The 13,394-nt window shown below is 40.7% G+C and carries 18 protein-coding genes and 1 pseudogene; 4 read left to right on the forward strand and 15 right to left on the reverse strand.

The genetic code is table 11. The annotated features are described in order from the left end of the window. Positions 1 to 912: 912 nt before the first annotated feature. Positions 913 to 1,159 (reverse strand): annotated as a pseudogene (locus tag BK126_RS05225) (nickel pincer cofactor-dependent isomerase, group 22); the annotation flags it as partial. Positions 1,160 to 1,409: 250 nt separating this feature from the next. After that, entirely contained in the window at positions 1,410 to 2,744 is a 1,335-nt protein-coding gene (locus BK126_RS05230; protein WP_076311595.1) for an APC family permease, read from the reverse strand. A gap of 154 nt (positions 2,745 to 2,898) precedes the next feature. Between BK126_RS05230 and BK126_RS05235 the strand changes: the two genes are divergently transcribed. From BK126_RS05235 to BK126_RS05245, 3 genes are all read left to right on the forward strand, one after another. After that, the gene (locus BK126_RS05235) at positions 2,899 to 3,723 is read left to right on the forward strand and encodes a MerR family transcriptional regulator (RefSeq protein WP_076311596.1); all 825 of its coding nucleotides are present in this window, start codon (positions 2,899 to 2,901) and stop codon (positions 3,721 to 3,723) included. Positions 3,724 to 3,840: 117 nt separating this feature from the next. Continuing rightward, positions 3,841 to 4,425: a cysteine hydrolase family protein gene (locus tag BK126_RS05240; RefSeq protein WP_076311597.1), complete on the forward strand. Its 585-nt coding sequence runs from the start codon at positions 3,841 to 3,843 to the stop codon at positions 4,423 to 4,425. Positions 4,426 to 5,383: 958 nt separating this feature from the next. Beyond that, entirely contained in the window at positions 5,384 to 5,677 is a 294-nt protein-coding gene (locus BK126_RS05245; protein WP_076311598.1) for a hypothetical protein, read from the forward strand. A 796-nt stretch (positions 5,678 to 6,473) separates the two neighbouring features. Here the strand turns inward: BK126_RS05245 and BK126_RS05250 are convergent. The 3 genes from BK126_RS05250 to BK126_RS05260 are packed head-to-tail and all read right to left on the reverse strand — an operon-like array spanning position 6,474 to position 7,994. Further along, the gene (locus tag BK126_RS05250) at positions 6,474 to 7,217 is read right to left on the reverse strand and encodes an NPCBM/NEW2 domain-containing protein (RefSeq protein WP_076311599.1); all 744 of its coding nucleotides are present in this window, start codon (positions 7,215 to 7,217) and stop codon (positions 6,474 to 6,476) included. A gap of 29 nt (positions 7,218 to 7,246) precedes the next feature. Then, a complete protein-coding gene (locus tag BK126_RS05255; RefSeq protein ID WP_076311600.1) occupies positions 7,247 to 7,597 on the reverse strand; it encodes a hypothetical protein in 351 nt (116 codons plus the stop codon). 52 nt (positions 7,598 to 7,649) lie between these two features. Continuing rightward, the gene (locus tag BK126_RS05260; RefSeq protein WP_076311601.1) at positions 7,650 to 7,994 is read right to left on the reverse strand and encodes a hypothetical protein; all 345 of its coding nucleotides are present in this window, start codon (positions 7,992 to 7,994) and stop codon (positions 7,650 to 7,652) included. Here BK126_RS05260 and BK126_RS30340 point away from each other — a divergent pair. Then, entirely contained in the window at positions 7,963 to 8,151 is a 189-nt protein-coding gene (locus BK126_RS30340; protein WP_483310671.1) for a transposase, read from the forward strand. The genes BK126_RS05260 and BK126_RS30340 overlap by 32 nt on opposite strands. Here the strand turns inward: BK126_RS30340 and BK126_RS30200 are convergent. From BK126_RS30200 to BK126_RS05305, 10 genes are all read right to left on the reverse strand, one after another. Next, a complete protein-coding gene (locus BK126_RS30200; protein WP_076311602.1) occupies positions 8,148 to 8,327 on the reverse strand; it encodes a hypothetical protein in 180 nt (59 codons plus the stop codon). The genes BK126_RS30340 and BK126_RS30200 overlap by 4 nt on opposite strands. A 217-nt stretch (positions 8,328 to 8,544) precedes the next feature. Next, positions 8,545 to 8,847: a hypothetical protein gene (locus BK126_RS05270; protein ID WP_076311603.1), complete on the reverse strand. Its 303-nt coding sequence runs from the start codon at positions 8,845 to 8,847 to the stop codon at positions 8,545 to 8,547. Positions 8,848 to 9,193: 346 nt separating this feature from the next. After that, on the reverse strand, positions 9,194 to 9,307 hold the full coding sequence (locus BK126_RS30205; RefSeq protein ID WP_341180722.1) for a helix-turn-helix domain-containing protein: 114 nt from the start codon (positions 9,305 to 9,307) through the stop codon (positions 9,194 to 9,196). A gap of 322 nt (positions 9,308 to 9,629) precedes the next feature. Next, positions 9,630 to 9,971: a helix-turn-helix domain-containing protein gene (locus tag BK126_RS05275; RefSeq protein WP_076311604.1), complete on the reverse strand. Its 342-nt coding sequence runs from the start codon at positions 9,969 to 9,971 to the stop codon at positions 9,630 to 9,632. 627 nt (positions 9,972 to 10,598) lie between these two features. After that, complete coding sequence (locus BK126_RS05280) at positions 10,599 to 10,910, reverse strand: phosphoadenosine phosphosulfate reductase domain-containing protein (RefSeq protein ID WP_076311605.1); 312 nt, start codon at positions 10,908 to 10,910, stop codon at positions 10,599 to 10,601. Between the two features lie 42 nt (positions 10,911 to 10,952). After that, on the reverse strand, positions 10,953 to 11,666 hold the full coding sequence (thyX, locus tag BK126_RS05285; RefSeq protein WP_076311606.1) for an FAD-dependent thymidylate synthase: 714 nt from the start codon (positions 11,664 to 11,666) through the stop codon (positions 10,953 to 10,955). A 15-nt stretch (positions 11,667 to 11,681) separates the two neighbouring features. Next, a complete protein-coding gene (gene dut / locus BK126_RS05290; RefSeq protein WP_076311607.1) occupies positions 11,682 to 12,101 on the reverse strand; it encodes a dUTP diphosphatase in 420 nt (139 codons plus the stop codon). After that, positions 12,098 to 12,487 (reverse strand): hypothetical protein, encoded by a 390-nt coding sequence (locus BK126_RS05295; protein ID WP_076311608.1) that lies wholly within the window; start codon positions 12,485 to 12,487, stop codon positions 12,098 to 12,100. The genes dut and BK126_RS05295 overlap by 4 nt, the downstream gene beginning before the upstream one ends. An 11-nt stretch (positions 12,488 to 12,498) precedes the next feature. Beyond that, positions 12,499 to 13,074 (reverse strand): Holliday junction resolvase RecU, encoded by a 576-nt coding sequence (locus BK126_RS05300; RefSeq protein WP_076311609.1) that lies wholly within the window; start codon positions 13,072 to 13,074, stop codon positions 12,499 to 12,501. Further along, the gene (locus tag BK126_RS05305; protein ID WP_076311610.1) at positions 13,061 to 13,345 is read right to left on the reverse strand and encodes a hypothetical protein; all 285 of its coding nucleotides are present in this window, start codon (positions 13,343 to 13,345) and stop codon (positions 13,061 to 13,063) included. Before BK126_RS05305 ends, BK126_RS05300 begins: the two co-directional genes overlap by 14 nt. Positions 13,346 to 13,394: the final 49 nt, after the last annotated feature.

Here is a 13,394-nt window from a genome sequence, read left to right on the forward strand (position 1 = left end):
TTTGCTCCAAGATGTCTTAGCCCCATAATACACAAAAACAGGCTCGAAATCACTCATCACAATTGATTAAAGCCGGGTCTGATTCGAGACCCGGCCTGTTATACTAATCGTCCACTAGTTCCATTCTTAACTCCACAGAATTGCACCTCAAGTATAGCTTATGGAATAATCGGATCACTAAACTTTTTACGACTTCTTGATTTACCTTTTTACGACTTTTTTCAGAGCAAAATAATCCGGGTATTTTTCGACCAATTTATCCACAATTATTTCCTAAGCTCATAAACAACAAATAAGACCATTGGGCTGGCCTATGGTCAAATGAAGCTGTCTACCAAGATTGTAACGAACCGTAATATTCTTATAGGTAATCAATCGGTGATTTTTAGCGCGTAACGAACCGGATCGGATCAGCCCCTTAATTTTGGACACTTTCACGCACATTCTAACGAAATCGCATCACAGTGCAATTTTTTGTGGTTGCAGCTGGCCTTCTTCCACCATACGCGAGTATTCGTACGGAGATCGATTTTGAAGACTTCCGTGAATACGAACTTGGTTGTAATTACGGATGAACCGGTCAATTTCCGTGAAGCTTCTTCATAGGTCTCGAAACAGATCCTTTGGTAGCACTCACGCTCCACAATGCTGTGAAGAGACTCAATATAGGCATTCTTGTTCGGAGAGCGGTTCGGGATCCATTCATGAGGGTGGACCGAGCAAGAACACTCCTTGGTCTCTCGAACTGACAATGGTCCACAATTCACTAGCAAGGCCTTTCATGCGTTTTGAGAGCAGGCATCGATTGAGCGCCTCGCAAATGACATCCGGATCCTGCTCGGCATAACCCGGTGCCGGCGTATGAAGCGGATACGGCACCGAATGGCTGGCCAGAATGCGACCGCGGCTTTAAATGGCGTCCCGGTCATTATCCAGCGTTGTCGCCTGCTTGGTCGGCGCACACACGGTAGAGGTTAGGCCGTTCGCGTACGTCCCCGGCCAGTCGGCTTGTCGTGAAGTCTTCCGTAACTACCCCATTCGCATTGCCCTTGGATTCAGGCGTCAGGTCGAGCACGACCATCTTGTTCACCTCGGGACCGCCGGTTGCGTACGGAGTCGGATATCTGCCCGTAATGTTCGGATCGGCTCCGTCTCCACTTCGATCTGCCTGCACACGAGCCTGGCTTTCTCCATATCGCGGCCGATGACGGCTACACAGTTGCCCGCGCGATGCTCGACCGGGAAATCCGCCCGACGGCTGCAGCCAGCACCATAGCAATAAAAAGGATACGACGCAAGTCGTGGGCTTCTATCTCGAGATCATAATAAAGTTGCCAAAACCCGTTTAAAGGCTATGGCGCCGCACTTTACCGCGCCCGTGTGGGGCATTCTATACGTCTTACTTATTGTCAAATACTGTGGGTACCAATGGTATCGGATTGACTATCCATTGTAACCTTCTTTTTTCTAAACAAATAAATGACAATACCAATGAAAAGCCAGGTGCCACCAAGCCAAAACGAGAGTGAATCAAGCAAAGAGAATAAATACAGGATAAACATCGCTCCAACTGACGGACATAGAAGACGAATAAATAGGTCTTTTGGGGAACGACGTTTCTCCCTAACAACATAATGAACAGGAACAGATAGATTGACAAAGAAAAAAGCAGATAGGGCTCCGAAATTTAAGAAACGAATTGCGTTCTCTAAACTGATAAACAATGCGGCTAAAGAAACAAGACTCATAAGTACGATGTTGAATGTCGGCGTATTAAATTTTGGGTGAACCGATCCAAACGTTAATTTCGGAAGCAAAGAACTTTGACCCATTACATAAAGCAAGCGGGTAACAGTCGTCAGTGATGACATAGCTTGAGAAAACACGGCAAATATAATGACGAAAGTGAAAATGGAAGACAAACCTGGACCGGCAATGATGCGCATAAGTTCAAATCCCGCTGAATCTGGGTTAGTAAATGCTAATTCTGGGTACATCTGTTGAATCAGATAAGCGGTTGTAAAATAAAGCAAGCCCGCTATTCCAATAATCCACATTATAGAACGTGGAATAATGTTTTTAGGAGACTTTGTTTCCTCGGCCAATGTCGTCACTGAATCAAAACCAAGAAATGAAAAAACAACGAGTGAAGCTCCGCCCATAATCATCGAGAAAGGTACTGAATGAGGGTTCGAAAGTGGATTAAGACCGAATGTCATACCGTTGTTAACCGCTCTGTAAATCAATAATGCGCAGAAGCCTGCAATAAAAACGATTTGAAGAATTACAAAGATCTTATTCATATTTGCCGAAAACTTAATTCCAACAATATTAACAATCATTACAATTAAAGTAACAAGAGTAACCCATACGAAAATTGGAATGGAATGGAATTGAGCGTTTAGGTTTATGCCGAACATTAGAACTGAAACGATGCAAGCAAATATATAATCAAGCAAAACGGCCCATCCCACAATAAACCCTAACACGGGGTTAAACGATTTTGATACATAGGTATAAGCTGATCCCGACTTAGGAAATGCTTTAGCCATTTGACCGTAACTTAACGCCGTGAAGAAAATGGCAATAAAAGCTATCAAATAAGCTGCGAATAACCTGCCTCCGGACCCTTCATACAACACACCTATGCTTGTAAAGAAAATCATTGGAGACATCCAAGCCAACCCCATAGTTACTATATGAGACATTGTTAAACTTCTTTTCAATGCTACGAATTGAGTCATTATAGCATCTCCTTCAATTATATTTGATGAATTGAAGATAAAGCTTTGTGCTACACAAATGTCAATTCAAATGTTAGAATAAATAACATTAAAACTCCCTGATTCTTATTTGATTTAGTTTTATGGAGCGAATTTATGAAAAGGGGCTGGTTGCGTGAGAGAAAATCTAACAATCGGAGAAATGGCGAAACTCCGTAAATTGACACCCGAGACGCTTCGACATTATGACAGAGTCGGATTATTCAAGCCAGAAAAAATTGATGTCGGTACCGGCTATCGATACTACTCAATTCATCAATACGAAATCCTCGGAACAATCAAGGAGTTGCGGCAACTAGATATGAGCATTGATGAGATAAAAGACTATTTGGACAATAGAAATGTTAAGCACTCACTTAAAATACTTGAAAAAAAACATGCAGAGCTGCTGGACAAATTGCACGAGTTACATGATATTGAAGCAGGACTTGCAGAAAAAGTCTCTTTTCTAAGGGAATTGACACACATAAAGATGCAAGCAGGAATAACACTCCGTTCCCTGCCTGATAGAAAACTGGTAACCATCAACCAAGTAGCTTATGATCCTATCTCATGGGGATACTGTGTTATTGAGATTGAAAATACTATAGCTTCTGAAAGAGCTCCTATTGTTGCCACTAATCGACTTGGTGCATTAATACAAGAAGACGATTTGATCCACAAGCGGTTTGAAGCCCCTTGCAAGCTGTTTTATATTGCCAAACAAGATCTGAAACTACCTGAGAATCATGTGTTATTCGTCCCAGCAAGCAGCTTTGTCTGTTGCCAATATAACGGAGATGTGTGGAGTCGGAAGGCTACTTTGCAGAAGATGTTGCAGTTTATCAAAGATCATGATTTACGAATTCAGGGTTCGGCCTTACAAATTTCGCAGGTCGATATTTCCGTCACTTCTATAGCTAGTGAAGAATTATGGGAGATACAAATTCCTATTGGTTAATGGAATTTATGAGTAACTCCTTGACCTTTGTGTAACAAAAAGGATTATATTTTACATCGCAGCGCAAAAAGGGAGAATCAACAAAAAAACTCCCATATTAAAATAGGCGGTGAAAATATGGAAAATAAAATTCCAGGGCGTGCAGCGCTCCTTATTATTGATGCACAGAATGGATTCATACCATCAAAAACAATTGCTACCACCGTTATCGACAACATTTCTAGACTGGCTGAGGTTGCTCGGAAATTGAACATTCCAGTGTTGTACTCACGTGAAATACATCGAAAGGAGCTAATTGATTTTGGGAGAGAACTAGAAGGCACGGAATGCCTTCATTGTTTGGAGAACAGTGAAGAGATCGAAATTATTGAAGAATTGTATCCACAAGAAAATGATTACGTGTTTACGAAACGCAGGTACAGTTGCTTCAAGAATACAGACCTGCCGTATCTCTTGCGAGGACTCAGGATCGATACGCTACTTATTTGCGGATTCTTAACCGATGTGTGCGTACACTATACGTCAGCCGATGCGCACCAAGAGGATTACTATATTCGGGTTGCCGAAGATGCTGTGCAAGGATCGAGTGAGTCGGCCCACAGCGCTTCCCTTCAAGCAATTAAATACTTGCAAAGAGATGCTATTCTCTCAACAGATAATCTAATTCGTCTGATTATAGACTCCAATAAAGCACCCGTATAGAGGCTAGATGGACAGTACAATACGACTGTCTGGTACTGCTGCATCAAAAATTCTGAGGATGAGCAACCAGCCTAATAAGGCGGCTTCAGGACGAATACCACACAATATAAAGAGGGTTATATTTCAAACAGCAGATCGCCACGGCGATCTGCTGTTTCTAACGGAACAAGGAGTGTAAAAGTTTTTTGTCACCTTGTCTTTCTTTATTTAACTATTTCCCGTTGAACAAAGAACTGCAATGAGACTGTTTCTTCGGCACTTCAACTTCTTCCACAAGAATCCTGCGAAGCGTCGGATCGTAGACTTACGCAAGGTAGCTTCAACGTCTTCTCTAGCGTTGCTCTCTATTGAAGTAATCAACCGAAGTAATCAACGTTTCCGAGTTAGTTTTCATGTTGTTATAAAAGATATCGTATTTCATGGATAAACCACTCCCCTTATTCTATGACTCGGAAAAGCCCGGCCCCCGGCCCGTCCGCAACCGTCGCCACGCATTTCGCCCCTGACCGGGACTACGGGTCTCCGCCTCCCTCCGCCGCCAGTGGAGCGGCGTCACAGCTTCCAACGCCGTACATGGCTATACGCCGGCGCCCGATCGACCCTCGGATCATGGGTTCATCTATCAATAACCAAATCATTCTCATCTATAGTACTATTTTGATGTTATTGGACTGAAAAGAAGCATGACCGACGAATATCTTTCAGTGAGGCTTACGGTAGCAAACCAATCATTCCTTCTTTCCAGCATGCAATTGATCAGCGGCTACTAGGATCAATCGTTCCGGCCAAAAGCCGATTATTACTAGTGTGCAGAAGCTGCCGCGCCTTAGTACTGGATCTTGGAGCTTACAGGGAGTAACATCTTTTCCGAGGTTGGCCCATTCGCTTCATCATCCTAATGTCTCGATGAGTATGTGGATGAAGGTAAGTCATTTTTATACGGATGGAGGACAAGGTTTTGATTAGTCAAATCAAGGACTTATATCAAGAAGAGATCCGTTATCTTGATTTATACTATTCCTCAAACAGAGTGACGAATTACCTTGAAGATTTAGATTGGATCGAGAAGGAGATCGAAAAACTGTCTCGTTCGCAAAGCTTGAAGGATAAACAAGTCATGGCTACCTTTGAAAAATTAAAAGAGAGTACGGTAAAAAGAATCCATAAATGTAGGTTTAAAGATGTTTCGAGTGAAAAAGAGTTTCTTGAATACTGTATAAATGAACTACATCCACTTCAGTTCATGCAGTAGTCTAACAGATCATAAATATGAATAAGAACCTGCTCATCTTATAAACATGATTGCTACCAATACTTATCTAACCAGTCGATGCACGCCGGAACGCGTAACCGGGCTCAGGTTACAGGTGAGTGCAGCCCGCGGCTGCCGCTGCCCGATCGACGAAAAAAATGAGCTTGGCAACCACGCTTTCAGTCATCTCCGCTACAATCTCCCACCGCCGTACATTGCTTCCCTGGTGCCTATGCTCTTGGCCACCGTGCCGGTACGGGTTATTAAAGTGTATCCTTAGCCACTTCAAGATTCACGTCTATTCTATCAAATTGAACCTATCTTAATAAAATCTACTAATTGCCTCAATTATTGCACCAATCCCCACTAAGAATATGATGACTGACGCACATCCACTGTTTTCTTTATTCTGGGGTGGATGATTTCGCTGCGTTTCCTTATACTCCTTGCTGGAGTAATAATTACTTCTATATGCAACCATATTGGATAATGCGCAGTATAAGCAATTATACGGTTATAAGGAGCGTTTGAATATGTCTGATCGAAAAAAAAGCCGTCTACGCAAGTTAATGAATTGGTGTGGTGATTTCTGGACAGAAATTATCATCGAACTGTTGTTTCGAGGAATGTTTCGTTTGATTGCTCGAATATTTGATTGATAATTTAAGACCTTGGCAAGGAACCGTCCAGATTTTGGTGAATCTTCTTCAGGTCACGCTCCCGAACTTAGGAACGGCTCAGCGCCAAATGTACTGCATTGTATTGCTTCTTTCAAAAAAAAAGCACCCGAAGGTGCTTATTGAAATAACTTAGGCTCTGCAATAACAAGCAAGTTGTTACTTTTGTAGTCTTCTCCAGTCGTTGATATTTCAATCTTCAACCTTTTAACGCCAGTTAAGTTGACGTCAAAGTATACTGGGAGGTCTCCACCCATCATATCAGGCGACTCATATAATACCTTGCCGTCCCCGTAGATAATAACTTTATTAGTATTGGAACTATTTTTAAAATGATCATCTATCCCTAAATAACCTGTCAATTTTACGTACTTACTATTTAAATTATACTCAATCGATCCTGAACCTTCATTGGAGTAGATAGCTAAATTTTCAAGTCCAATACCATGTAAATATTTATTCTCGGTAATCGAAAAGTTCCCAGTATATTCATAAGGAATAAGTCCAACTTCATTCCATTCGTTAAAGTGAAAAGCCGTACCGTTCAAGTCAGATCTGGCATATTCCACACTTGACAGGTACTTAAACTCTCCTTTTTTTCCTATCCAGACAGTTTTCGTACTTCCATCCCATGACACATCTTTTCCTAAGGCTTCACCAGCAAAACGAAGCGGAATATATGTCGTACCATTATAAATAAAGCCTTGGTCGACCGAAGGCTCCTTTTCAACACCATCAACCATATAGCGCAAGTTTTCATATATTACCTCAATCTTAGTGCTACTTGCAGCAAACACGGCCCCACCCGTAATTAAAGTACCAATAAGAAGACCAAGAATTAGTCCCTTCAACTTATCTTTCATGCCCATCCCTCTTTCTGATCTTGTAGTATCTACAAACTAAACAATTCGACAAATTCCATAATTTTCCTAATAATCCTCCCCTCCCCCTCCAGGCACTCCCCGAGTAAAAGTTGCTTCACAATATGGGCACGTTCAAAATAGCCATTATCATAGCGTGACCGATTTCCGCTTTTGCTGAATTCCATGTATGCAGTAGCAGTTAATAAAGGCCACACGTATCCTAAATATTGTTCGGCCTTGCCGATGTGGTATTTTTTTACGTCCTCACTAATGGCTTCCCAACTCATTCTCTCCATGTAATTAGGGAAAGGTTTGAAATCTTCTCTGGACTTCAGCTTATCTTTCAGATTTATTTTATCCAACTGCTCTATTAGCATCATCAGATCATTCCTTTTCAAATAAGGTTGCGTACAAAGCGCGTTTCTAGAGATATTACTTTAGAACATAGAGATCGTTTATTATGCTCCTGAACTTATCCGGCGAAGCTCCTACGTTCTGCACAATGGCATTACGTACATTGCCCATTTGTTGAATATAAGAATACGTCTCGGCAAAGTCATATGCTCCGGTTCCTAGGTCGGCATGATCCTCCGGAACCGTATATTTCCGGTAGATGAGGAAGACGTCCAGCTCCTCGTCATCAACTTGTTCCATCGCTTCAAATAGATTCACGGAGTATGCAGTCGTATGACTGATGTCCTTCTGATGTACAATATCAACACAACAGCTTCCTTGATTAGATAAAATATCCACGGGATTAAGACCAGCTTTCAGCACCCAGCCCAGATCTCACGGACTCAGACGCAACCGATATCGTGGATTAGAAAGAACATATATCCATGCATTGTTGAGCAATATAGCGTCTAACATTAAGAGAATGACAAAGCTAATTGTGAAAAAACGACAACGGGATCTACAATGTTATTCTTTTTAAGAAAACGAAGGTTTTTGCCAAACCAGATCATATATGGTTTTTTCTTCTCGAGATGAGTCTCTTCCGAACAAAATCCAATGAATATCAGAACGGAAATTAGTGTATATAGCCATGATAGTTTCTGTTGAGGGATAATATTTTTCCTGCTCAATTTCACTTAAAGTTCCCTGTGACACACCTATAATTTTAGAAAACTCAACCTGGTTAAGTTCATTTAATCTTTCTAATTCTTTTTACACGCTCTCCTATAGTATTCATTCATAACCCCCAGTTAATAATAAAGTCCCGATGATATTCGTATCATCGGGACTGAATTCAGCGGTTCCATACTTTTTACTGTTTCGAGACTTTTTTATGGTCTTCTATCTTTAGCTTTCTAAATTGAAGGTCTGTTTACTTTATTAATTTGCCTCGCAAGTGTCCAACATAAATTTGATTGGGATCAGTAGGATCATATTTGCGGTTAACTGCTTTTTGTATCTCAACAATCTCACGAGCAAAATCCTCCGCATTAGGCTCGAACCCTACAGTCCAACGCATTACGCGATAATAACGAACTAACATCTCTTTGGCATCCTCCCCCGTATAACCCAGGTTTTCGAGTTCTTGGATAACTGACCGGATATACGGTTTATCCAACATGTGCATTTTATTCATTAACAATCTCACCTTCTTGGGATGTCTTCTGCTAGCCATGCTGCTCCTCCTTGCGCAAATCTATGTGGAGATAGTATGCCAAAGTCAGGATAAAATCATCAGTGATCATTTTTTCAAAACCATTAAATATATACATTTTTAATACATTACCATTCATATTCAGTTAAAAACTGCAACTTAAATGTCACCTAACATTATTTCTGCCTCGTTTAAATTTAATAAAATCAATCACTTCCTTAAGATCCTCACCGGATATATCCTGTAACAAAGTTGTTATCATTTGAAAATCATCGGATTTATTCTCATCATCTAAAAGCCAATTGAGGTCTACGTTTGCTTTTCTCTTCATTTCTATAAGTGTCTCAGCAGAGGGCTTTGTTTTATCCTACTCAATCTCACTTAACCTACCTTGAGATATTCCGAGAATTCGTGAAAATTCAAGCTGATTTAACTCGAGCTCTTTTCGAATTGATTTCACTTTACCACCGATGGTATCCATATGTATGCCTCCCTATGAAAATGGGCCGTACCGAGGACGACCCACGAAGTCATTTATTTAGATTAGCGGTTCCAGACATTTTTTACTGGATCCACACTTTTTTATCACTGAACATATATCCTATCTCAAAAAATCTTACAAACAGTCTCATTTTACGTTATAATCCACACCGGAGCTATGCTTTTAGTGCATGAGTGAATCTTACGGTGTATCGTATATAGTTTCAAAAAAAAACTTGTATTACAGTAACGTAAGTGCCAAACAACCTTCACCTTGCAGATCTGGTGAGGGCTGTTTGGCACTTATTGGTATGATACACAATTTACTTTTGATTTAATGTGAATGAAGCAAATGCCAACACTCTTTGTTTTTCAAAAATATCCAATTGATTCATTACTTCTAAAACTCTAATTTCTGTTTCTGATAAATCTAATGCATTTACCTGTTCTATTGTACTTCTATTTTGTTTCCCCTTTAATAACCAATCTAAAGTTACATTAAAATGATTATGTATAGAAAGAGCCGTATCTACTGATGGATTACAATTACCTTGTTCAATATCGCTCAATGTCCCTTGTGAAATGCCGATCTGTTTGGCGAATTCAATTTGAGTAAGGCCCGCCGTCTTCCTTAACTTTCGAATATTCTCCCCAATACTAAACATATTTCATCCCCAATTCAAATGGTAATGGAAAGTGACAATTTATGTTCATGGATTAATCCTTCGAGCTTGATAATTTAGCATATTCCGGCGATCACAAATTCAAACAATCTATAATCGTAACCCCTCCCTGTAAATGCAGGCTTTCTGTATGCTTACGAGGTCATTTCAGTGAAAAATCATCTTAATTCTTGTAACAATAGTAAGTATTACCCTCAATTCACTTCGTCGATTGAACATTCAAACCTTTCATGAATATGAATCGAAATACCGATCTTTACAGATTGCCTACTATTCCCCGCTTCAATAAGAAAGAATACCCTGGGACACACTGATTAGATTTGCGAATTCCACCAGATTATAGTTGTGTATTTTGCGTAATCTCTTTACGTTCTTTCCGATGATATTCATCTGAATATCTACAAAAAAACAACGATTACTGACGAGAATTAATACATCGTTATTAAAGGTTGAAAATTAGCATCTCATTGAAAATTATTAGATAAGAGAACATCCATCTTCAAGCAACATGCAAGTCAAATGCCCAGTTAAAATAAGAGTTTCTTCTCTAGTACCAATAATATTCATATGACAAAATAACGTTACTCCCACTGACAAATGACATTAAAACTACTGACAAAATGACTTACAACTCACAGCGACTTTCATCTTAAGGATCTTGGAGCAGTCACCGATCATGCTGTTAAACACTAGCTTCTTCTCGAACATCAGCTGCATTGGATTGAGTCCGGCTGAATGGATCAGCATTGGCAATTGCAGCTTGTCGGATGATTCATTGATAAATCGATATAAGTCCTCGTTTTCCCAAAGCGTATCTGTGAAGTAAAGTAATATGTTATCGTCAGGGTAGTTGGTTTTTACGAAATCAGCGGTAGCGAGGCTGGCTTTACCTCCGCTGAAGAATATAATGTGATTTTTCATTGCCAGTCCTCCTTGTGTTTATCTCTCCCTTATTAGGCTGTATCAACCGTTCTTTTGGATTAACTCATCTATAGATACTGGGAATTTCGATTCGATTAAAGTTAGTATCGCTTTGGCGTATTCTTGTATTTCCTTCTGTGCATCGTGTTCCAGACGTTGATTAAGGAAGTGGCAAATAGATTGAAGCGATGCGGTCCAGTACCAACGTACATACATGCCATAAGCCGGTAAGAATAATCTTGCTTGTTCTGCACAAATTCCGTATTCAATTGCGTGTGAGTAAAACCCCTCGCCTTTCTTAATGTACTCTTCAAGTTGCAACGTAAACGCATAAGCGTCATCGCGGTTGATTGGATCGCCCGAACCTTGCTTACTGTTCTCAGGTGCGCTACGCCACTCATCAGGATCAGGAATGTAAAATGCCGGTTCCTCAGTGACATAACGTCTGCTTGACTCATTCCAAGCGTCTAGGCTGTCTCCTGTGCCTTCCATATGCGCTGAGCCGATCTGATACTTCCACCACTGCCGAGCAACCATCAGAGGGGCATATACTTCGAATTGAGCCATGGCATGCCTGAATGGGCTGGTGTGACCTTCTCTCGCTAAGAAACTGATTAAGTTCAAATCACGTTCAGATAATTCTTTTGATTCCTTTGCATAACTGACACGAGCTGCATTTACTACTGTTAAATCGCTGCCCATTACATTGACTAGTCTGACGTATCCTTTATCTAAAACATTGATTGTATCGTTCATATGTTTATCCCCCTATTAATATCCTGTGTGACCAAATCCACCTGATCCGCGTTCTGTAGTTGATAATTCTTCAACTTCTTCAAATTCCACTTTGACTACTGGAGCAATGACACCTTGAGCTATTCTTTCGCCTTTATGGACGTAGTAAGATGCCATCTTTGCAATGTTGTCAGCGATAACAGACACTTCACCGCGATACCCTGAGTCGATTGTTCCTAGTTGAACACGTATTTTCGTTTTAGAGGTCATCCCTGATCTTGGTCTTATCTGCATTTCATATCCCTCTGGTATTTCGAAAGCTAAACCAATTGGTATTTTGCAAGTCTCGCCAGCCGGCATGTACACATCTTCTACAGCTACCAAATCAAAACCGCTGTCTCCTGGCTTTGCGTATTGTGGGATTACTGCATCAGGGTGCAATTTCTTTACTTTCATTGGGCTTTAGCCTCCTCAACTGGTTTTACATAAAAGGTTCTGCCGCCGATCTCAAAGTAAGCATCTGTTTCAAGCTTGAATATCGCTAATTCCGTAGGGCTCATATTCATCATGATTTCTTCTGCTGTTCTGTATTGAGCAGTTGCAGTTGATTCAATCGTCACTTCGTGAATACCGTCCCATTCTTCTCTGATCTGCTCGGCTTTTCTCAATACTTCCAGCCTTGTTGGTTTGTAGATCTTCTCATTACAGCTCATCGCCTGTTCAAAATGTGTAACAGCTAGTCCGTAAGCTTTTGTCTGGAGATCGTTGCAAAAGTTAACAAAGTTATCGACTGTCAAAGATTTAACGCGCTGAAACAGTTTTGCATCTTCTCTTGTTGCCACCTTAATCACTCCTATTTAAGAACTGGTGTTTGGTTGAATGGCAGCACTGAGTCCTCAAAAGCTGCCGTTGCTTCCTCTGTGAACCAAATCTTGTCTACTGCCTTTAGATAATCCACCGGCACCCTGCCGCTTGTTACCTCGTAAGCATGTATATCGAAGTCTTCAATCCGAATGCTTTTTCGTCCACCGTTTTTGGAGGCTTCTACGTAGCTTCTCAGCGTTAGGAATGGCATGAGGTACATTTTCCGCTGCTTCCTAAAATCAACCAACAGAAAGGCGATTCCTCCAGCCATATGACATTTTTTTAAGTAGTCATACTGGTGAGAGTGTAGATTCGATAAATCAAAGCGTAATTTCTGATCTGTCGATTTAGCTTCAAACATGATTGCCCTGCCCTGGTACACTCCGTCGTAATCAACCGTCGATGATTTTTCGAAATAACCTTCTGTTACTTTGCCGTATGTCTTTCGAACAACTTTTACTGGAGTAGGACGTTTATTTATGATCGCGATTCCCTTCATGTCGTACATTTGGTTTGAATAGTCGAGTATATTTTCAAAAGCCATTCCTCTGTTAGCAAAGCTCAAGATTTATCACCTCTGTTCCGAATAGTCCTCTAGTGCGTTGTTTTATAAATCCTTTCTTAGCCCGATCAATAATGAGTATTAAAAGTTCGTCCGGATCACGTTGAACCTTGTTAGCGATTGATCTAACGTCTATTCCTTCGTTCCACATCTGATCAACCTCTTTGACTTCCTCTCTGCTCCAGGTAAAGTCCATTTCCTCACAAGCCAGATAGATGCTAACTCGTTGTTTGAAGAAGATTTCATTTTTTGCATTGGGTCTTGTAAAGGCCATTTGTAACCCTCCCTCGCTGCATAATCTCTTTTGTTGCTTCGATGCGAAT

The sequence above is a fragment of the Paenibacillus sp. FSL H7-0326 genome (genome assembly GCF_001955535.1).
GTDB lineage: Bacteria > Bacillota > Bacilli > Paenibacillales > Paenibacillaceae > Paenibacillus > Paenibacillus shunpengii.

Bases quoted from the DNA above. Each gene is read 5' to 3' on its own strand.
- BK126_RS05230 (WP_076311595.1), bottom strand. From the start codon at position 2,744: ATGACTCAATTCGTAGCATTGAAAAGAAGTTTAACAATGTCTCATATA.
- BK126_RS05240 (WP_076311597.1), top strand. From the start codon at position 3,841: ATGGAAAATAAAATTCCAGGGCGTGCAGCGCTCCTTATTATTGATGCA.
- BK126_RS05250 (WP_076311599.1), bottom strand. From the start codon at position 7,217: ATGAAAGATAAGTTGAAGGGACTAATTCTTGGTCTTCTTATTGGTACT.
- BK126_RS05255 (WP_076311600.1), bottom strand. From the start codon at position 7,597: ATGATGCTAATAGAGCAGTTGGATAAAATAAATCTGAAAGATAAGCTG.
- BK126_RS05270 (WP_076311603.1), bottom strand. From the start codon at position 8,847: ATGGCTAGCAGAAGACATCCCAAGAAGGTGAGATTGTTAATGAATAAA.
- BK126_RS30205 (WP_341180722.1), bottom strand. From the start codon at position 9,307: ATGGATACCATCGGTGGTAAAGTGAAATCAATTCGAAAAGAGCTCGAG.
- BK126_RS05275 (WP_076311604.1), bottom strand. From the start codon at position 9,971: ATGTTTAGTATTGGGGAGAATATTCGAAAGTTAAGGAAGACGGCGGGC.
- BK126_RS05280 (WP_076311605.1), bottom strand. From the start codon at position 10,910: ATGAAAAATCACATTATATTCTTCAGCGGAGGTAAAGCCAGCCTCGCT.
- thyX (WP_076311606.1), bottom strand. From the start codon at position 11,666: ATGAACGATACAATCAATGTTTTAGATAAAGGATACGTCAGACTAGTC.
- dut (WP_076311607.1), bottom strand. From the start codon at position 12,101: ATGAAAGTAAAGAAATTGCACCCTGATGCAGTAATCCCACAATACGCA.
- BK126_RS05305 (WP_076311610.1), bottom strand. From the start codon at position 13,345: ATGGCCTTTACAAGACCCAATGCAAAAAATGAAATCTTCTTCAAACAA.